Origin of the sequence: Burkholderia sp. Ap-955, assembly GCF_011753045.1 — a bacterium.
In the GTDB taxonomy this organism is placed as follows: domain Bacteria; phylum Pseudomonadota; class Gammaproteobacteria; order Burkholderiales; family Burkholderiaceae; genus Burkholderia; species Burkholderia lata_D.
This window is the reverse complement of record NZ_VWWH01000112.1, coordinates 1-18617: the sequence shown is the minus strand read 5'-3', so window position 1 is coordinate 18617 and position 18617 is coordinate 1. Positions and strand designations below refer to the sequence as shown.

General features: G+C 67.5%; 17 protein-coding genes. 6 read left to right on the top strand and 11 right to left on the bottom strand.

All coding sequences use genetic code 11. The features are described 5' to 3' along the window. Positions 1–232 precede the first annotated feature (232 nt). Both F3J15_RS33220 and F3J15_RS33215 read left to right on the top strand, forming a co-directional pair. Complete coding sequence (locus tag F3J15_RS33220; protein ID WP_069252716.1) at positions 233–502, top strand: hypothetical protein; 270 nt, start codon at positions 233–235, stop codon at positions 500–502. Positions 503–652: 150 nt separating this feature from the next. Further along, positions 653–1648 carry a DedA family protein/thiosulfate sulfurtransferase GlpE gene (locus tag F3J15_RS33215; RefSeq protein WP_166896499.1) on the top strand — a complete coding sequence of 332 codons (996 nt, stop codon included), beginning with the start codon at positions 653–655 and terminating at the stop codon, positions 1646–1648. A gap of 54 nt (positions 1649–1702) precedes the next feature. On the opposite strand, the gene F3J15_RS33210 is transcribed toward F3J15_RS33215, so the two are convergent. The 7 genes from F3J15_RS33210 to F3J15_RS33180 form a co-directional block, all read right to left on the bottom strand. Beyond that, positions 1703–3163 carry an OprD family porin gene (locus F3J15_RS33210; protein ID WP_166896497.1) on the bottom strand — a complete coding sequence of 487 codons (1461 nt, stop codon included), beginning with the start codon at positions 3161–3163 and terminating at the stop codon, positions 1703–1705. 165 nt (positions 3164–3328) lie between these two features. Then, complete coding sequence (locus F3J15_RS33205) at positions 3329–4348, bottom strand: oligopeptide/dipeptide ABC transporter ATP-binding protein (RefSeq protein WP_166896495.1); 1020 nt, start codon at positions 4346–4348, stop codon at positions 3329–3331. Beyond that, positions 4345–5337 (bottom strand): ABC transporter ATP-binding protein, encoded by a 993-nt coding sequence (locus F3J15_RS33200; RefSeq protein WP_166896493.1) that lies wholly within the window; start codon positions 5335–5337, stop codon positions 4345–4347. Before F3J15_RS33200 ends, F3J15_RS33205 begins: the two co-directional genes overlap by 4 nt. A gap of 2 nt (positions 5338–5339) precedes the next feature. After that, the gene (locus F3J15_RS33195) at positions 5340–6242 is read right to left on the bottom strand and encodes an ABC transporter permease subunit (RefSeq protein WP_089448632.1); all 903 of its coding nucleotides are present in this window, start codon (positions 6240–6242) and stop codon (positions 5340–5342) included. A 13-nt stretch (positions 6243–6255) separates the two neighbouring features. Beyond that, the gene (locus F3J15_RS33190) at positions 6256–7194 is read right to left on the bottom strand and encodes an ABC transporter permease subunit (RefSeq protein WP_166896491.1); all 939 of its coding nucleotides are present in this window, start codon (positions 7192–7194) and stop codon (positions 6256–6258) included. 11 nt (positions 7195–7205) lie between these two features. Further along, a complete protein-coding gene (locus tag F3J15_RS33185; RefSeq protein ID WP_089448634.1) occupies positions 7206–8819 on the bottom strand; it encodes a peptide ABC transporter substrate-binding protein in 1614 nt (537 codons plus the stop codon). A gap of 179 nt (positions 8820–8998) precedes the next feature. After that, positions 8999–9577 carry a cupin domain-containing protein gene (locus F3J15_RS33180; RefSeq protein WP_069252724.1) on the bottom strand — a complete coding sequence of 193 codons (579 nt, stop codon included), beginning with the start codon at positions 9575–9577 and terminating at the stop codon, positions 8999–9001. Positions 9578–10080: 503 nt separating this feature from the next. On the opposite strand from F3J15_RS33180, the gene F3J15_RS33175 reads away from it, so the two are divergent. Both F3J15_RS33175 and F3J15_RS33170 read left to right on the top strand, forming a co-directional pair. Continuing rightward, positions 10081–11601: an oligopeptide:H+ symporter gene (locus tag F3J15_RS33175; protein WP_166896489.1), complete on the top strand. Its 1521-nt coding sequence runs from the start codon at positions 10081–10083 to the stop codon at positions 11599–11601. A 120-nt stretch (positions 11602–11721) separates the two neighbouring features. After that, positions 11722–11928 (top strand): hypothetical protein, encoded by a 207-nt coding sequence (locus tag F3J15_RS33170; RefSeq protein ID WP_166896487.1) that lies wholly within the window; start codon positions 11722–11724, stop codon positions 11926–11928. A 46-nt stretch (positions 11929–11974) separates the two neighbouring features. Here F3J15_RS33170 and F3J15_RS33165 read toward each other — a convergent pair whose 3' ends face one another. From F3J15_RS33165 to F3J15_RS33155, 3 genes are all read right to left on the bottom strand, one after another. Beyond that, positions 11975–13099, bottom strand: coding sequence for an OpgC domain-containing protein (locus F3J15_RS33165; RefSeq protein ID WP_166896485.1), 1125 nt, complete (start codon positions 13097–13099; stop codon positions 11975–11977). Between the two features lie 397 nt (positions 13100–13496). Continuing rightward, the gene (gene rarD / locus F3J15_RS33160; protein ID WP_166896483.1) at positions 13497–14396 is read right to left on the bottom strand and encodes an EamA family transporter RarD; all 900 of its coding nucleotides are present in this window, start codon (positions 14394–14396) and stop codon (positions 13497–13499) included. Positions 14397–14412: 16 nt separating this feature from the next. Continuing rightward, positions 14413–14709, bottom strand: a complete 297-nt coding sequence (locus F3J15_RS33155; protein WP_069253069.1) for an acylphosphatase — start codon at positions 14707–14709, stop codon at positions 14413–14415. A gap of 176 nt (positions 14710–14885) precedes the next feature. On the opposite strand from F3J15_RS33155, the gene hpnA reads away from it, so the two are divergent. Together hpnA and F3J15_RS33145 are read left to right on the top strand one after the other, a co-directional pair. After that, positions 14886–15893, top strand: coding sequence for a hopanoid-associated sugar epimerase (gene hpnA / locus F3J15_RS33150; protein WP_011353724.1), 1008 nt, complete (start codon positions 14886–14888; stop codon positions 15891–15893). A gap of 108 nt (positions 15894–16001) precedes the next feature. Beyond that, positions 16002–17456 carry a phage tail protein gene (locus tag F3J15_RS33145; protein ID WP_166896481.1) on the top strand — a complete coding sequence of 485 codons (1455 nt, stop codon included), beginning with the start codon at positions 16002–16004 and terminating at the stop codon, positions 17454–17456. A gap of 117 nt (positions 17457–17573) precedes the next feature. Here F3J15_RS33145 and F3J15_RS33140 read toward each other — a convergent pair. Then, positions 17574–18617 (bottom strand): glycosyltransferase (locus F3J15_RS33140; RefSeq protein ID WP_166896479.1); only part of this gene is annotated, 1044 nt, incomplete at its 5' end.

Here is an 18617-nt window from a genome sequence, read left to right as displayed (position 1 = left end):
CCCGGGCCGGCCCCGCCGCGAACGGCGGTCAGGCGCCGGCCGCGGCTGCGCCCGATCCGGCGCAAACGCCCGCCCCGCGTGGCTCAAACATCAGAAGGATCAATGGTTCAGCCCTCAATTCACCCCAACGAAATTGCTCCGAATTGCGGCCCGTTCGCGTTAAACTGCGCCAAGCTGTATTCAACAAAGACATCTTCGCCACTATGGCATCCACGATACGAGGATAGGTTCGATGCGCACTACCGGCTCATCCGGGGCAATGACCCTGCTCACCGAACACGACGCGGCCGACGGCCGCGAACTGCGCTCGCTCCGGCTCGAAGCAACGAGCGACGGCAAGAGCGTGCTGCTGATCGAAGTCGACGAACGCAAGCCCGGCATCCACCGCGAAGTCCGCTACGAGATCACGCCGGCCGAACTGATCGCGGCGATCCGCTCGCACGGCGCCGAGCTCCCCGGCGAAAACCACGGCGCCGCGTCGCTCGCCCGCACCTCCTCCTGATTTCGAACGGTGAGCCGCGCGCAACGCGCCGGCTCACCGCGCCCCGCCGCCGTCAGGCACTTTGCGTTATTCCCGCCGCTGACTTGAAAAAGGCCGATAATCGGCCCATCTGCGTGCTTTCCGCGCGCGTTTCCTTTTCGGCCAGCCGTCATGCTCCTCCGCGACCTCGTCGCCCAATACGGGCCGCTTCTCGTCTTCGCCAACGTGCTCGCGGCGGCCATCGGGCTGCCGGTGCCCGCGATGCCGACGCTCGTGCTGTTCGGCGCGATGTCCGCGATGCATCCGGCGATGATCGGCTCGCAACTGGTCACGGTGGTCGCGCTGTCGGTGCTCGGCGCACTGATCGGCGACACCGTGTGGTACCTCGCCGGCCGGCGCTTCGGCGGCACGACGCTGAAGACGATCTGCCGCCTGTCGCTGTCGCGTGACAGCTGCGTGAAGAAAACCGAACGCTTCTTCGGCCGCTACGGCGTGCGCGTGCTCGCCGTCGCGCGCTTCATTCCGGGGCTGTCGCTCGTGTCGGTGCCGATGGCCGGCGCGTTCGGCACGCGCTATCGCACGTTCCTCGGCTACGACGCGCTCGGCGCCGCGCTGTGGACGATCGTCGGGCTGATGGTCGGGCTGATGTTCGCTCGCCAGATCGACTGGCTGTTCGCCGGTGCGGGCCAGCTCGGCCGCGTGGCGCTGCTGGCGGCCGTCGCGGTGCTGGCGGTGTACGCGGCGATCCGCTGGATGCGCCGCCGCGCGCTGATCCGCCAGCTCGCGAGCGCGCGGGTCGGCGTCGACGAGCTCGACGCGATGCTGCGCGATACGTCCGCGCCGGTGGTCCTCGACGTGCGCTCGCCCGAGCACCGCAAGCTCGATCCGTTCACGATTCCCGGTGCACAGTTCGCCGACGAACGCCAGATCGGCGACATCGTCGCGCGCTATCCGATCACGCAGAAGTTCGTCGTGTATTGCTCGTGCCCGAACGAGTTCACGGCCGCGCTGATGGCGAAGCGCCTGCTCGACGCCGGCTTCACCGATGCGCTCGCGCTGCGCGGCGGCCTCGATGCATGGCGCGATACGGGCCGCCAGCTCACGTCGCTCGTGGAAGACATGCCCGCTGCGAACGATCCGGTCGCGGGGCTGCACAAGCCGGCCTGATCGTTTCGATCGAAGGCCGGCCGTGCGAGTCGGGGGCGCCTGCGCCCCCTGCGATCAGAACGCGTGCAGCGGCAGGTTCACGACCAGACGGTACTCGGTGTTCGTCGCGTCCGAGTAGTGTGCCGAACCGGCGTGCCACATCGCGATGAACGTGACCTTCGTGTCCTTCAGCTTGCCGCTCTGGAACGTGTACGACGGGATGAAGCCGAACTCGTGGTGACGGCCCTGCACCGGTGCGCCGTTGCTCCAGTAGATGCTCGACTTGCTCGGGTCGTTCGCCGCACCCGCGCTGCCGTCCGCACCCCAGCCCGTCACGCCCCAGACCATCGCCTTGAAGCCCGGCAGGCCCGCTTCCTTGCCGTAGAACGTGTAACGCAGCTGCAGCGACTTTTCATGCGGCGCGTTGTAGTCGACGTCCATCGAGTTGGTCAGGAAGATGCCGTTCGTTTCGTTCAGGTAATCGAAGAACTGGTCGCCGAGCACCTGCTGGAAGCCGAGCAGCAGCTCGTGCGGGCCGTGCTGCGCGGCCAGCGACAGGCTGTATGCGTTGTTGTTGATCTTGCCTTGCAGCGCATCGCCCGTGTCGTGCGTCGAGTAGACGTTGCCGAAGCCCGTCCACTTGATCGTCTGTGGGCTGCCGATGCTGTGCTTCACCGACGCGTAGTACTGGTGCCACACGTCGTCGGCCTGGTTCGCGTACAGCGCGACTTCGCCGTTCGGCGAGTAGTCCCACGTGCCGCCGACGTACGACAGGCGGTTGATGCGCGTGCCGCCGTATTGCGTCGTCAGGTTGGTGAGCGTCGTATGACCACGCGCGTCGGTCTTCGTGAAGCTGCCGGCCTCGAGCATCACGTTCTTGAATTCATTGCTGACGAGGGTCGCACCGAGGAACGTCGGCGGCAGCGCACGGTTGTCGTGCTGTTCCATGAACGGGTTGTCGACGGCCTGCAGACCGTACTTGACCACCGTGTTCGAGATGCGCGCCTTCACGTCGTAGATGCCGGGATAGGCCCAGGCGAGCTGGTTGCCGCCACCGCCGCCCTTCGCGATGTGCACCATGCTGCCGGCGCCCTTGCCGCCGTCGAGCTTCAGCGCCGCATACAGCGATGCGTCGAAACCGATGCCGATCAGGCCCGTCGTATAGCCCGACTCGAAGTTGGCCATCGCGCCCTGGACCCACGCGTGGCGATGCGGCCCGCCCTTGGCGTCGAGCACGTCCGCATAGTTGCGGAACAGGAAGTTGAGATGGCTGTCGGCGATGAAGCCCTTCGACTGCGACTGCGCCGACGGCTCGTCGGGCGGCGTGACGGCCTGGTTCGCTTCGGCGTTGATGACGGCGTTCGGGGTCGTTGCCTGCGCAACGGTCGTGCCCGGTGCGGCCTGTGCGACCGTCAGCGGTGCGGGGGCCGCGTCGTCGGCGTGCGCAACGCCCGTCAGCGAGACACCGGCGAGCGCCGGCAGCCCCCAGGCCAGCAGCATTTTCGATGCCGTCCCGATCGTCTTCTGTTTTTTCATCGTAATTCTCGTCTTGTGTTGATATCGTCCACGCCGGTTGCGATCCGCTCCCGGCCCCCCGGCGCACCCGATCAAGGACGCGCCTGTACCCGCGGCGCGAAGATCGTTCGCGCCGCACCTACCCCTGTTGACCTGCCTTGGTTATGTTTGCTGCGTCACTTCAGCTCACGCCACACCCGCGCGGATGCACGCGACACGCGCGGCCGACCCCTGCCGAACTTCCGGCAGCGGCACGACCTGCGCGCACGCTTCGATCGCGACCGGGCAGCGCGTGCGGAACGCGCAGCCGGACGGCGGGTTGAGCGGCGAGGGCATCTCGCCCGCCAGCAGCATCGGACGGCGAGCACGCTCGCGCGCCGGCTCCGGCGTCGGCGCCGCGTCGAGCAGCGCCTTCGTATACGGGTGCTGCGGCACGCCGTACACGTCATGCCGCGTGCCGAACTCCATCACGCGGCCGAGATACATCACGAGCACACGCTGGCTGATGGCCTTCACCACCGCCAGATCGTGCGCAACGAACAGATAGGACAACGACAGTTCGCGTTGAAGGTCGCGCAGCAGGTTCACGATCTGCGCCTGGATCGACACGTCGAGCGCCGATACGGGTTCGTCGCAGATCACGAGCTTCGGCTCGCCGATCAGTGCGCGCGCGATGCCGACGCGCTGGCACTGCCCGCCGGAAAATTCGTGCGGATAACGCAGCAGGTGATGCGCGTTCAGGCCGACGCGTTCGAGCATCGTGACGACGCGGCGGCGCACCTCGGTGCGGCCGAGGCCGGCCTGGTGCGTGACGAGCGGCTCCGCGACGACCTGTTCGATCGTCATGCGCGGATCGAGCGACGCGAGCGGATCCTGGAAGATCATCTGCACTTCGCGCCGCATCGTGGTGCCGCGCAGGTGATCGGGCGCCACGGCTTCGCCGCGCCATTTCACCGTGCCGGCCGTCATCGGCACGAGGCCGATCAGCGCACGCGCGAGCGTCGACTTCCCGCAGCCCGATTCGCCGACGAGCCCGACCGTCTCGCCGCGCTTCACGTCGAACGACACGCCGTCGACGGCGCGCAGCGTCCCCTTCGGCGACCACGGATAGCCGCCGAGCGGCACGCGGAAATGCACTTTCAGACCTTCGACGGACAGCAGCGTGTCGTCCGTCGCGCCGGCTTGTCGGCGTTCATCGACGCTCATCGCAGACCTCCCGTCAGATCGGCCACGGGACGGTGGCACGCGCGCACCGCGCCCACGGCGCCATAGGTTTCGAGCGCGGGACGCGCCGCGCCACAGCGTTCTTCCGCATACGTGCAGCGCTTCGCGAACGCGCAGCCGGCCGGCGCGGTGCCGGGCATCGGCGGATTGCCGGGAATCGCGACGAGCGGCGCATCGTCCGCGTCGGTCAGGCGCGGCAGCGCGTTGAGCAGGCCGATCGTGTACGGATGCGACGGCGCCGCGAAGATCGATTCGGCGGGCGCATATTCGACGGTGCGGCCCGCATACATGACCATCACGTCGTCCGCGAGGCCCGCGACCACGCCCATGTCGTGCGTGATCAGCACGATCGCGGTGCCGCGCTCACGGTTCAGCTCGCGCAGCAGGTCGATAATCTGCGCCTGCACGGTCACGTCGAGCGCGGTGGTCGGCTCGTCGGCGATCAGGATTTCCGGCTCGGACAGCAGCGCCATCGCGATCATCACGCGCTGGCGCATGCCGCCCGAAAACTCGTGCGGATACATGCGGATGCGGCGTGCGGCATCGGGGATGCGCACCGATTCGAGCGCCTCGATCGCGCGCTTCGTGGCTTCCTTGCGCGACAGCTTGCGATGCAGCTGCAGCGTCTCGGTCATCTGCCGCTCGATCGTCAGGAACGGATTGAGCGACGTCATCGGATCCTGGAAGATCATCGCGATCCGGTCGCCGCGCACCTTGTTCAGCGCGCGCGCATCCATCTCCAGGAGGTTTTCGCCGCGATAGCGCGCGGCGCCGGTGGTCGAGCCGTTGCCGGCCAGCAGGCCGAGCATCGCCATCACGGTCTGGCTCTTGCCCGAGCCCGATTCGCCGACGATGCCGAGCGTCTTGCCGGCTTCGAGCGAGAACGACACGCCGCTCACGGCGTCCACTGGCGGCGCGTCCTTGCGCGTGAAGCGCACGCCGAGGTTGTCTACTTCAAGCAGTGCCGACATCTTTAGCGATCCTTCGGGTCGAGCGCGTCACGCAGGCCATCGCCGACGAAGTTCACGCAGTAAAGCGTCACGCACAGCATGACGGCCGGGGCCAGCAGCAGCCACGGCATCGATTCCAGTTTCTGCGCGCCGTCCTGGATCAGCACGCCCCAGCTCGTCATCGGTTCCTGCACGCCGAGGCCGAGGAACGACAGCACCGATTCGGTCAGCACGATGCCCGGCACCGAGACCGTCGCGTACACGACGACCACGCCGAGCAGGTTCGGCACGATGTGGCGCCGCACGATCGACGCCGGCGATACGCCGATCGCCCGTGCCGCATCGACGAACTCGCGGCTGCGCAACGACAGCGTCTGGCCGCGCACGACACGCGCCATGTCGATCCACGAGAACGCGCTGATGGTCAGCACGACCAGCATGAACGAGCGGCCGAACAGGGTCATCATCAGGATCGCGATCAGCAGGTACGGGATCGCGTACATCATGTCGACGATGCGCATCATCACGGAATCGACGCGGCCGCCCGCGAAGCCCGCGATCGCGCCCCATGCGACGCCGAACAGGCCCGACACGAGCGTGCCGAGCAGGCCGACCTCGATCGACACGCGGCCGCCGATCAGCGTCCGCACCAGCAGGTCGCGGCCGAGCTCGTCGGTGCCGAACCAGTGTTGGTTCGCCCAGGTCGGCGGCAGGCTGATGGAGCCCCAGTCGCTCGCGGCGGGATCGGCCGCGAGCAGCCACGGGCCGACGAAACAGGCGAGCGTGATGAGCGCGAGCAGCACGAGGCTGAACACGGCCGCACGGTTGTGAAGGAAGCGCGCCATCGCAAGCGCGAGCGGCGAGCGCGAACGCGGCGGCGAGTCGGTCTGCACGGGCAGGCCGACGACGGGAGTAGTCGGAGTCATCGCTGTGCCTCGCTCAATAACGGATGCGCGGATCGAGCCACGCGTAAGCGAGGTCGACCAGCAGGTTGAACAGCACCGCGCAAACGGTCGTCAGCACGACGAGGCCGAGCACCAGCGTGTAGTCGCGGTTGATGGCACCGTTCACGACGAGCTGCCCGAGCCCCGGCAGCGCGAATACCGATTCGGTGACGACAGCCGCCGTGATCGACGTGATGCAGACCGTGCCGAACAGCGACACGACCGGCATCAGCGCGGGCTTCAGCGCATGGCGCAGCACGATCGTCGAGCCCGGCAGGCCCTTCGCGCGCGCGGTGCGGATGTAGTTGCTCGACAGCGTCTCGATCATCGAGCCGCGCATCACGCGCGCGAGCAGCGACATGTTGATGAAGGTCAGCAGCACGATCGGCAGCAGCCGGTACTGCCAGCCGCCGTCGCCCCAGCCGCCCGCGGGCAGCCAGCCGTTGCCGGACGACGTCTTCAGCAGGATCGCGAAGATCCACACGAGCACGGGACCGAGCACGAACGGCGGCACGACATTGCCGACGTTGCCGATCAGCATCACGACGCGGTCGATAAAGCTGTCGCGGCGCACGGCCGCGACGGTGCCGAGCAGCACGCCGAACACGATCGAGATCGGGATCGACACGCCGCCCACGCCGAGGCTCACGGGCAGCGCCTTCTTCACGAGATCGTTCACCGACCAGTCGACGTAGCGGAACGACGGACCGAGATCGCCATGCAGCAGCGAATCGAGGTACATCAGGTACTGCTTCCACAGCGGCTGATCGAGGTGGTACTTCGCGTTCAGGTTCGCGAGCGTCGCGGCGGACAACTGCTTTTCCGTATCGAACGGACCGCCGGGCGTGAAGTGCAGCAGCAGGTAGCAGACGGTGACGACCGCGAGGATCGTCGGCACCGCCCACAACGTGCGCCTCAATGCGTAGGCCAGCATGATCGCTCCGCTCAGTGCTTGATCAGGTACATGTCCTGCGAAGCACGCATGTCGATCACGTTCTTCAGCGAGTAGCCGCCCACATAGGGCTTCACGAGACGATCGGCCGAGTACTGGAACAGCGGCACCATCGGCGTGTCGCTCAGCGCCATGTCGTGCGCCTGCGTGAGCAGCGCGGCGCGTGCCTTGTCGTCGAGCTTCTGGTTGCCTTCGTCGACGAGCGCGTCGGCCTGCTTGTTGCAGTAGCCGACGGTGTTCTGCGCGCTGCCGCAGCGCAGCAGGTCGAAGAACGTCATCGCGTCGTTGTAGTCGGCGAACCAGCCGTCACGGGCGATCTGCACCTTGCCGTCATGACGCTCCTTCATCAGCACCTTGAACTCGACGTTCTCGAGCTTCGTATTGACGCCGAGCTTGGTGCGCCATTCCGACGCGGCGAACAGCGCGACCTTCTTGTGCAGGTCGTTGGTGTTGTACGTCAGCGTGAACGACAGCGGCTTCGCATCCGAGTAGCCGGCCTGCTTCAGCAGGTTCTTCGCGGTCTCGACGCGCTTGGCCATCGGCCACGACGCCCAATCCGGCGTGAACGGCTGCACGCCCTTCGTGCCGCTCGGCATCAGGCCGTACATCGGCTTCTCGCCGGCCTGCGTGAGCCGTTGCGTCAGCACGTCGCGATCGAGCACCATCGACAGCGCCTGGCGCACGCGCTTGTCCTTCAGCGCCGGATCGCTGTTGTTCAGGTAGTAGTAATAGGTCGCGAGCTGCAGGCCCTGGCGCAGTTCGCCGCCGAACTGCTTGCTGACCTGCTGGAAGATCCCCGACGGGATCGAGTAGCTGTAGTCGATCTGGCCGGCCTGGTACATGCGCATCGCCGTCTCGTCGCTCTCGATCGGCAAGTACGTGACCTTGTTGATCACGACCTTCGGCGCGTTCCAGTACTTCGCATCCTTCGAGATCACGATGCGGTTGTTCGGCTGCCAGTCGACGAGCTGGTATGCGCCGTTGCTGACGATGTTGCCCGGGCGCGTCCATGCGTCGCCGAGCTTCGTCACCGTGTCCTTGTTCACCGGCGCGAGCGGCACCATGGCCGTCAGTTCCGGGAAGAATGCGACCGGCACGTCGGTCGTCACTTCCAGCGTGTACGGATCGATCGCGCGCACGCCGAGCGTCGACGGCGCAGCCTTGCCTGCGATGATGTCCTTCGAGTTCTTCACGAACTCGACGAGGATCGTGTACTTCGAGCCCGTCTTCGGATCGACGAGGCGCTGCCACGAATAGACGAAATCGGCGGCCGTCACCGGCTGGCCGTTGCTCCACTTCGCGTCATGGCGAAGCTTGAAGATCCACGTCGTCGGCGTCTTGCGCTCCCACGACAGCGCGACGCCCGGCACGACCTGGCCGGCCGCATCGATGCGGGCCAGCCCTTCGAACAGGTCGAGGCCGATCGTGTTGCCGGTCCACGATTCGATGTGCGCGGGGTCGAGCGACTCGATTTCGGCGGGCACCTGTCGCGTCAGGTCCTGTTGAGGAGCGAGCGCGACGTTCGACGGGACGGTAACGGCGTGGGCAACAGGCGTCGTCAGGGCGAGCGCGGCCAGCACGGCCGACATGGCATGCAAGGATTTCATCGTGGCAGTCTTGAGAAGGTTTGTTCGGTGAGCGTCGCGCGGCGGATGCCGCGGCTTACGCGTGAGACGCTGACGGGTGCAGCGATTGAGGAGGCCCGTGATTCTCGTGTAGCATTTTAGTATTCCTTACGTTTCTTTCGACAGGTATTCCGTCTTCGAAACGAAGGAATACCTGTGCGTTAGAACAGCCTCGGTGTCCCGACCCAGACCACCACCGACTCGATCTTCGCGGTGTTGACCCAGCTGTGCGGGACCGTCGACTGATAGTGCGAGCTGTCGCCGGCCTGCAGGACAAACGTCTTGCCTTCCAGCGTCAGCGACACTTCCCCTTCAATCACATACAGGAACTCCTCTCCTGCATGTGTCGTCACCTCAGACCGCTTCTGCCCCGGCGGCATCCTCACAAGGATCGCCTCCAGCTGGCGCCCTTCGGATACGTTCGTCAGCCTCGCGAACAGGTTCGCCGAATCGGCAAACCCGAAGAAGCGCAGCTGCTCGCCTCGGCAAACCGAGCGTTCCTCGCTCGGCGTATCCACAAAGTACTGCACCGTCACACCGAGCGCGTGCGCGATACCGGCCAACGATGTCAGCGACGGCGACGCGAGCCCGCGTTCGACTTGAGACAGAAACGGCTTCGAAATCCCCGCGGCGGTAGCGGTGTCGTCGAGCGTGCGCTTGAGTCGTTGGCGCAACGCGCGAATCTTGCTGCCCAGCGCGGCAGCATCTGCAGCCCGCGAGTTTTCAGTGGGGGGAACCATAGCAGGCCGAAAAGTGATCGTCAAAAAATGTTTGATGGAAAATAACTAAGTTAGAACGATATAGCTTAGTCTTCGGGTTCGCACACGTCTTCGGTGTCAAGCCCGGTGCACTAAACGGGACACGAAGCGAGCGAAACGACGCGCTATCTTGCCAGACTCGCCGGCTTCACAGGCAAGCTGCAAGCGGCTCTCCGGGAATCTTCGGAGAGCCGGCACGAAAGCTTACAAATAGATGATGAGACGAATGTTCCTGAAAGCTACTGCCACATTAGGAGTTTCCCTAGGTGGCAGGTACGTGACGCACCGGACCGGTAGCCGCTACCATGCGCGCGCCGGTCGGGGCCCCTCTCCGCCATTCCCGGCGGAGTCCGACCCCGGCCCGGGCTAACCGCCCGACTGTTCCATCGCCAGCACGAAGCCTACCCGGCCCCATTGTGCACCGGCGCCAGTTCGACCCCAAAAAGACGACGCGTGATCCGTGCCGTCCGTTTCAAACGAGATTGATGATGCAACCACCCGTTTCACAAACCCGATCGTTCACGACGGTCTTCCTCATCGAAATGTGGGAGCGCTTCGGCTACTACGGCATGGCCGCGCTCCTGGTCCTCTTCATGGTCGACCGGCTCGGTTTCACCGACAGCCATGCGAACCTGACCTGGGGTGCGTTCACCGCACTCGTCTACGCGGCGCCGTCGATCGGCGGCTGGATCGGCGACAAGGTGCTCGGCGCCCGTCGCACGATGATCATCGGCGCGTCCGTGCTGTGCGCCGGCTACCTGATGCTGTCGGTCCCGAACGATCACCTGACGTACATGTACGCGTCGCTCGGCGTGATCGTCGTCGGCAACGGCCTGTTCAAGGCCAACGCGGCCAACCTCGTGCGCCGCATCTATGAAGGCGACGACGCGCGCATCGACAGCGCGTTCACGATCTACTACATGGCGGTCAACATCGGCTCGACGGTGTCGATGCTCGCGACGCCGTGGATCAAGGATCACTGGGGCTGGCACACCGCGTTCGCGGTCTGCTGCGGCGGCATGCTGCTCGCGATCCTCAACTTCATGCTGATGCATCGGACGCTCGCGCACGTCGGCTCGCTGCCGGACGACCAGCCGATCCGCTGGAAGCGCCTCGGCGCGGTCGCGCTGGGCGGTGTCGGGCTCGCGCTGATCACGCTGTACGTGCTGCAGCACAAGCAGCTCGCCGTCGCCAGCGTGTGGACGGCAGCGTTCGCGATCCTCGCGATCTTCGCGTACATGATCGCGAAGTCGGAGCGCTCGGAGCGCGCGGGCCTGATCGCGGCGCTCGTGCTGATCGGCCAGGTGATCCTGTTCTTCATCTTCTACGTGCAGATGTCGACGTCGCTGACGCTGTTCGCGCTGCGCAACGTCGATCCGCGCTTCATGCTGTTCGGCACGACGCTGTTCACGTGGAGCGCCGCGCAGTTCCAGGCGCTGAACCCGATCTGGATCATGCTGCTGAGCCCGGTGCTCGTGTGGGTCTACAACGCCGTCGCGAAGGGCGGCCGTGACCTGCCGGTCGCCGCGAAGTACGCACTCGGCTTCGGCGCGGTGGCCGCGGGCTACCTGGTGTTCACGATCAGCGGCCGCTACGCGGTCGACGGCCGTGTGTCGTCGTGGTTCATGGTGTGGGGCTACGGCCTCTACTCGCTCGGCGAACTGCTGGTGAGCGGCCTCGGCCTCGCGATGATCGCCCGCTACGTGCCGGCGCGCATGAGCGGCTTCATGATGGGTGCGTACTTCGTCGCGACGGGCGTGTCGCAGTATCTGGGCAGCGTCGTCGCGAATTTCGCGCAGATGCCGTCGCACGAACTGCCGGCCACCGAATCGCTGCCGCTGTACCTGTCGCTGTTCGAGAAGCTCGGCTGGCTCGCCGCGATCGGCATGCTGCTCGCGCTGCTGCTGCTGCCGCTGATGAACCGCCTGTCGCGTCAGCACCAGCGTTGTGCGGACGAGCGCCGCGAAGAAGCCTTGCAGGCGCAGGGCGTCGCCACCGCGCAGTAAGTAATATCCCTCGGCGTGCGGCGTGCACGCCACATTCTCCCGCCAGGCACGCGAACGCGTCCTACACTGGATGCACGAAGCGCATCCGCTTCGCGAGATGCGCACTGGCGGGAGAAGACGATGAAAAGCAGAACAACGCGGCTCTTGAGGATACTGTCGGACATCCGGCATGCTCAGCGCTGCACCGCGATACGTGCCGCGCACGCCGCGGCCGAAGCCGACGCGGTACTCGCGGAACGCGACGATCCGGCGCCCGACGAACGCGACGACGCCGAATCCGACGACGCCACCCCCGTTCCCCGCTCCCGTATCGGCTCACCTCACTGACGCCGCGCGGCACAGTCCGTGCCGCACGCGCTGCCTCCCGCGCCGCTCATGCGGCCGCGCTGCGCCACCGCGCGATCCACGTTCCCGAACCGGCCACGGCCATCATCAGCCCGAGCGCGCACGCGTCGGCCACGAGGCCTACGCCGACATGCCGCAGATCCGCGCTGCGCACGACCGGATGCAGCAGCGAATCGACGACGAGCGAGATCGCCGCGCCCGCGACGAAGCAGATCAGCCCGCGCTGGCCCACGGCCACGACGGGCCGCACGCCCTGCGCGATCCGCGCGATCCAGCCGAAGCGCACGCAATCGGCCATCAGCCACGCGATGGCCGCGAAGCTCACGACGCGCGGTAGCGCGAGATCGCGCTTGAACACGCCTTCCGGCAGCGGCAGCCCCGAGAACAGCTTGTAGCTCGCGCAGCCGAGCACGACCGCGCACGCGAGCCCGGTCGCGGCGGCCCCCCAGCGCCCGAGCGCGACGCGCCGGTAGAACGGCTGGCAGCGCGCGAGCACGCCGGCGACGAACATCAGTTGCCACGCGAACGGATTGAAACTCCAGCGAAATCCGTCGGCATCCAGCAGTTCGGGGCCGAGCCAGCCCGCCGTCAGCCACGACGCGACGCTGAGCGCAACCAGCAGCCACGGATGCCGGCGCGCGAACGGCACGAGCACCGGCGACGCCAGCGCGAACAGCACGTACATCGGCAGCACCGACGCGAGATAGGGCTGGCGCTGGAACGTCAGCAGCTCGGCTGCGCCCGTGAGCGGCGACGCGAGCATCACGCTGACGTCGTCGAGCGCGAGGTTCGGCGCATCGATCCCGTAGTGGTCCAGCACGGCCGACACGACCAGCATCAGCGTCGAGGTCGCGAGAAACGCGCGGTAGATCTGCATCGCACGGCGCACGAACCGCTTTTGCGCGGCGCGCGCGCCGTGTCGCTCGGCAATCGCGCCATAGGCGCTCGCGGTCGCGAAACCGCCGAGAAAGACGAAGACCTCGGCCGCATCGCACAGCGCGAACGCGTGCAGCGTGACGCGCGACAGCACGCTCGCGCCGATGTGATCGACGACGATCATCAACAGCACGATGCCGCGGAAGAAATCGACTTCGATCAGGCGGCCGCTGCGCGACGGTGGAAACGTGGCGGCAGGCGGCGGGCTCAACGACATGAGCACACCTGCACGACGGCGGTGCGGCACGCACCGGAGAATGGATCGGGGAGAGGAAGGCGAGCGCGATCAGCGGCGATACGCGTATGCCCGCATCGCGCCAACCCGGCCGGCCAGGCACGGAGATGACCGTTCATTGAAAGGCTGCATACGAAGGGAAGTCGGTAAGGCCAGTCTAATGGCCGATCCGGGGAGACCCTAAGTAACAAAGTGCAACCGAATCTTCTGTTCGATTACAGGCGCGAGCCTTGTCGGGCAAGGCAGGCAGCGTCGCCAGACTCGCGTCAGCGCGACGCCAGTTTGCGGTCAGCATCGATGCGTTCGACCGCCGCGACGTGGTTGTTTTGCGGCGCGCGACGCGGCACGCCGCATGCAGCCGCCGCCTCGCGATCGACGTTTATCCGCGCGCGGGCAGGCGCCGCATCAGCATCGCGCTGTGCCACGCGGTGAGCGCGACGGCGACCCAGATCGGCCCATACGTCGCGAGCTTCGCGATGCTCAGCGTCTCGCCGAGCAGCAGCAGCGACACCGCGACGAGCAGCACGGGTTCGACGTAGCCGAGAATCCCGAACAGCGCCATCGGCAGCATCCGGCTCGCCTTCAGGTAGCTCGCGAGCGCGAGCGTGCTGAGCACGCCGAGGCCCGGCAGCAGCACGGCCCACAGCACCGGATGGTCGGCCACGTGCGTCGTGCTCGTCACGACCATCGCGAACGCGATCGGGCACAGCAGCACGATCTCGACCGCGAACGCGGCGAGCGAATCGGCGTTGATCCGCCGGCGCAGCACGAAATATGGCGGATAGCCGAGCGCGACGACGAGCGTCGGCCACGCGAACGCGCGCGTCGCCCACACTTCGTGCGCGACGCCGAGCGCGGCGCACGCGACCGCCGCCCATTGCAGCGGATCGAGCCGTTCGTGATAGTAGAAGCGGCCGACGAGTACCATCGTCAGCGGCAGCAGGAAATAGCCGAGCGACACTTCGAGCATGCGGCCGTGCAGCGGCGCCCACAGGAACAGCCACAACTGGACGCCGAGCAGCGCGGCGCTCACGGGCAGTGCAATCGGCAGGCGCCAGTCGCGCACGCTGCGCCGCAGGAGGTCGACGAGCGCGGGCCAACGGCCGCGCAGCGCGATCAGCGCGAGCGCGCCCGGCGCGGTCCACAACACCCGCCACGCGAAGATGTCGAGCCCCGTGAGCGGCGCCAGCAGTTTCGCGTAAGCGGACATCAGCGCGAACAGCGTCGACGCCGTCACCGACAACACGAGGCCGCGTCCGGCCTCCGGATACCCCGTCATGATCGTTCCGCGCCTCTTATTGCTGCTGGAAGCGCTCGAAGCGTTTCTCGGTCTTGCGTTCCTCGAACGTTACCTCGGTCACGCGCGCGGCCGGCGGGCCGTGACGCAGCCACGCGAGCATCCGGTCGATCTGCGCGCCGGGGCCCTGGATCATCGCCTCGACGGTGCCGTCCTCGAGATTCGCGACCCAGCCGCGCAGCTTCAGCGCATGCGCCTCGCGCACCGTCGCATGACGGAAGCCGACGCCCTGCACGACGCCGCGCACCCGCACGTAGTAGGTCTCGATCCGTTCGTCCAGTTCATTGCGGCTCATCGCGTCGCCCTCCCGTTGCATTCAAGCCCGGCATTGTAGTCGCGTCGGCCGCTTCGCACACGGGCCGGAGCCGGTTCACGCCCGTCACGGCCTGGCGTCGTCGCACGCGCCGACCACGTACAATCTCGCCGATGCTCAACCGCCGCGCCGCCCGCGCGCGGCCCTGAAGGAAACGCATGACTGATACCTCCCGCGATCTCGTTCTCGTCACCGGCGCATCCGGCTTCGTCGGCTCGGCCGTCGCGCGCATTGCGCAGCAGAAAGGCTATGCGGTGCGCGTGCTCGTGCGCCCGACCAGCCCGCGCACGAACGTGGCGGATCTCGACGCCGAAATCGTCACCGGCGACATGCGCGACGAGGCGTCGATGCGCGCCGCGCTGCGCGGCGTGCGCTATCTGCTGCACGTCGCGGCCGACTACCGGCTGTGGGCGCCCGATCCCGACGAGATCGAACGCGCGAACCTCGAAGGGGCGGTCGCGACGATGCGCGCGGCGCGCGCGGAAGGCGTCGAGCGGATCGTCTACACGAGCAGCGTCGCGACGCTGAAGGTGACGAGCGCCGGCGATCCGTCCGACGAAAACCGGCCGCTCACGGCCGAGCAGGCGATCGGTGTCTACAAGCGCAGCAAGGTGCTCGCGGAGCGCGCGGTCGAGCGGATGATCGCCGACGAAGGGCTGCCGGCCGTGATCGTCAATCCGTCGACGCCGATCGGCCCGCGCGACGTGAAGCCGACGCCGACCGGCCGCATCATCGTCGAAGCCGCGCTCGGCAAGATTCCCGCGTTCGTCGACACGGGGCTGAACCTCGTGCATGTGGACGACGTCGCGCACGGCCACTTCCTCGCGCTCGAGCGTGGCCGGATCGGCGAGCGCTACATCCTCGGCGGCGAGAACCTGCCGCTGCAGCAGATGCTCGCCGACATCGCGCAGATGACGGGCCGCAAGGCGCCGACGATCGCGCTGCCGCGCTGGCCGCTCTACCCGCTCGCGGTCGGTGCGGAAGCGGTCGCGAAGTTCACGAAGAAGGAGCCGTTCGTCACCGTGGACGGGCTGCGGATGTCGAAGAACAAGATGTATTTCACGTCCGCGAAGGCCGAGCGCGAACTCGGCTACCGGGCGCGCCCGTACCGCGAAGGGCTGCGCGATGCGCTCGACTGGTTCGGCTCCGCGGGCTACCTGAAGTAACACAAAGCGGCGTACTTCACGCCGCTTTGCGCACTTTGTTACACGTCCCGCGCGGCCCGGCACCGGCGCAGCGGTTAAAATCGCGGGTCTTACGCAGAGAAGACACGCATGAACCTGAACGATCAGATCGCTTCGCTCACCATGGGCGTCGATCAGCTCCTCCACGATCACCACGCCGCGCAGCAGGCGGCCCGCAGCGCGGAAGCCTTCGCGCGCGCCGCGGCAGCGGAAGCCCGGGCCGCGGCCGAGCGTCACGCCGCCGCGGAAGCCGAAGCGCAGGCCGCCGCACAACGCCACACGGCAGCAGCAGCCGATGCCGAGGCTGCGCAGCAGCGCCACACCAGCGCGGCCGCCGCGGCCGAAGCCGCCGCCCAGCGTCATACCGATGCCACCGCGCAAGCCGAAGCCGCGTCGCAGCGCCATGCGGAAGCCACCGCGTTGACCGAAGCGCTCGCACAGCGTCACGCGGATGCCGAAGCAGCGTCGCAGCGCCACGCGGCAGCGATCGCCGAAGCCGAGGCCGCCGCCCAGCGCCATCACGCGGCAGCCACCGAAGCCGAGGCGGCCGCGCAGCGTCACGCAGCCGCGACCGTCGAAGCCGAGGCCGCCGCGAAGCGGCACGCGGAAGCAACTGCCGAAGCCGAAGCGGCCACGCAGCGTCTCGCGGCTGCGATCGCCGAAGCCGAAGCCGCCGCGCAGCGCCATACGGCTGCGATCGCGGAAGCCGAAGCGCTCGCGCAGCAGCACACGCAGGCGATCGCGGAAACGCAGGCCGCCGCACAGCGTCATGCCGAGGCGACCGCCGAGGCCGAAGCCGTCACGCAACGCCATACCGAAGCGATCGCGCAGGCCGAGGCGGCCGCGCAGCGCCACGCCGATGCCACCGCGCAGGCGGAGGCCGTCACGCAGCGTCATGCCGAAGCGATCGCACAAGCCGAAGCGGCTGCGCAGCACCACGCGAAGGCCATCGCCGACGCCGAGGCGCTGGTCGAGGCCGTCGTCAAGGAAGCCGCGACGAACGCAGTCGCCGCCACGGCAGTTGCAGCCGAAGTCGTCGAACCCGCACCGGCCGGTACGCCGGCGGCGGAACCGGCCGTGATCGTGCCCGCGCCGTCTGCAGCCGAAACGGCGGATGCAACGGCCGATGCCGAAACGGCCATCGTCGCGACGGCGCAAGCCGAAACGCCGGTTGAAGTCGAAGTCGAAGCCGACGCCACCACCGCCCCGGCCCCGACCGACAAATCGACGCTGCACGTGTCGCGCCCGACGCAGAACGAACTCACGCTGACCATCAACGGCGAATCGATCACGCTGCATCCGGAGCAACTCGGCCAGCTGATCGAGGAACTCGCGCATGCGCGCGCGTCGATGCAGCCGGAGCCGCCGCCCGGCATCCCGGCCGGCTGGCGCTTCGTGACGACGAAGAACCCGATGATGGCCGTGCAGAAACAGTCGAATGGCGACCGCCTGCTGGTGGCCCGCCACACGGGCTACGGCTGGGTGCCGTTCACGTTCTCGCCGGACGTCGTGGTCCAGATGTACATGATGCTGACGCAGCGCTGAGCGCCGGCAAGCCGCACCGCCGAAAAGGCACCGCCTGAAGCAAAACAGCCCGACCGGTTTCCACCGATCGGGCTGTTTGTTTTCCGGCTGCCGGGAGGCACGCCTCCCGGGCAATACTCAGCGATCCACCGGCGCCTGCACGCGCGCCTTCCACTGGCCGCCCTTGCCGCGCCAGTAGCGCCACGCGGACGCGAACGTCGCACCGACGTAGAACAGCGCGACGAGCGGCAGCGCCGGCGCCCAAAGTGGCGAGCGCCGGTAGTAACGCAGCATCGGCGCATACGCGGCGCACATCGACGCCCACGCGAGCCACGCCGGCCATGCGCGCGCGCCGTACGCGAGCGCCGCGGCGGGCGGCACGAGATAGATGATCGTCATCCCGAGCAGCGTGCCGGCCAGCAGCAGCGGCGAATAGTGCAGTTGCGTGAACGCGGTGCGCGCGATCATGTTCCAGATGTCGCGCCAGCTGTCGTACGGGCGCAGCGACACGCTGCGGTCGGCCAGGTCGAGCCGGATCGGATGGCGGCCTTCGCCGCGATGCTTGATCTGCGCGGCGAGGCTGCAGTCGTCGATCAGCGCGCCGCGGATCGACTCGATGCCGCCCGCTTCCTCGAGCGCCGTGCGCTTGACGAGCATGCAGCCGCCCGCCGCGCCGGCCGTCCGGTTGCGCGGGTTGTTGATCCACGAGAACGGGTAGAGCTTCGCGAAGAAGAACACGAACGCCGGGATCAGCGCCTTTTCCCAGAACGAATCGCAGCGCAGCCGCACCATCAGCGACACGAGATCGCGGTTCTCGGCCTGCGCGCGCGTGACGAGCTGCGCGACGGCGTCGGGCGGATGGCCGATGTCGGCATCCGTCAGCAGCAGGTAGTCGGCCGGCAGGCCGAGCGTCTGCACCGCGGCGATCCCCTGCGACTGCGCCCACACCTTGCCCGACCAGCCGGCCGGCAGCGGCTTCGCGGCCAGCACCGTCAGCCGGTCGGCGCGGTTGATCGCGAGCGCGGCCGCGCGGGCCGCGTCGGCGGTGCCGTCGTCGCTGTGGTCATCGACAATGATCAGATGAAAGTCGCCCGGGTAATCCTGCTCGAGCAGCGAAGTCGCCGCCCGGGCGATCACGTCGGCCTCGTTGCGCGCCGGCACGACCGCGACGACGGCCGGCCA

Bases quoted from the DNA above. Each gene is read 5' to 3' on its own strand.
- F3J15_RS33170 (WP_166896487.1), top strand. From the start codon at position 11,722: ATGAAAAGCAGAACAACGCGGCTCTTGAGGATACTGTCGGACATCCGG.
- F3J15_RS33190 (WP_166896491.1), bottom strand. From the start codon at position 7,194: ATGCTGGCCTACGCATTGAGGCGCACGTTGTGGGCGGTGCCGACGATC.
- F3J15_RS33175 (WP_166896489.1), top strand. From the start codon at position 10,081: ATGATGCAACCACCCGTTTCACAAACCCGATCGTTCACGACGGTCTTC.
- F3J15_RS33205 (WP_166896495.1), bottom strand. From the start codon at position 4,348: ATGAGCGTCGATGAACGCCGACAAGCCGGCGCGACGGACGACACGCTG.
- F3J15_RS33155 (WP_069253069.1), bottom strand. From the start codon at position 14,709: ATGAGCCGCAATGAACTGGACGAACGGATCGAGACCTACTACGTGCGG.
- F3J15_RS33210 (WP_166896497.1), bottom strand. From the start codon at position 3,163: ATGAAAAAACAGAAGACGATCGGGACGGCATCGAAAATGCTGCTGGCC.
- F3J15_RS33165 (WP_166896485.1), bottom strand. From the start codon at position 13,099: ATGTCGTTGAGCCCGCCGCCTGCCGCCACGTTTCCACCGTCGCGCAGC.
- hpnA (WP_011353724.1), top strand. From the start codon at position 14,886: ATGACTGATACCTCCCGCGATCTCGTTCTCGTCACCGGCGCATCCGGC.
- F3J15_RS33185 (WP_089448634.1), bottom strand. From the start codon at position 8,819: ATGAAATCCTTGCATGCCATGTCGGCCGTGCTGGCCGCGCTCGCCCTG.
- F3J15_RS33200 (WP_166896493.1), bottom strand. From the start codon at position 5,337: ATGTCGGCACTGCTTGAAGTAGACAACCTCGGCGTGCGCTTCACGCGC.
- F3J15_RS33220 (WP_069252716.1), top strand. From the start codon at position 233: ATGCGCACTACCGGCTCATCCGGGGCAATGACCCTGCTCACCGAACAC.
- F3J15_RS33195 (WP_089448632.1), bottom strand. From the start codon at position 6,242: ATGACTCCGACTACTCCCGTCGTCGGCCTGCCCGTGCAGACCGACTCG.
- F3J15_RS33180 (WP_069252724.1), bottom strand. From the start codon at position 9,577: ATGGTTCCCCCCACTGAAAACTCGCGGGCTGCAGATGCTGCCGCGCTG.
- rarD (WP_166896483.1), bottom strand. From the start codon at position 14,396: ATGACGGGGTATCCGGAGGCCGGACGCGGCCTCGTGTTGTCGGTGACG.
- F3J15_RS33145 (WP_166896481.1), top strand. From the start codon at position 16,002: ATGAACCTGAACGATCAGATCGCTTCGCTCACCATGGGCGTCGATCAG.
- F3J15_RS33215 (WP_166896499.1), top strand. From the start codon at position 653: ATGCTCCTCCGCGACCTCGTCGCCCAATACGGGCCGCTTCTCGTCTTC.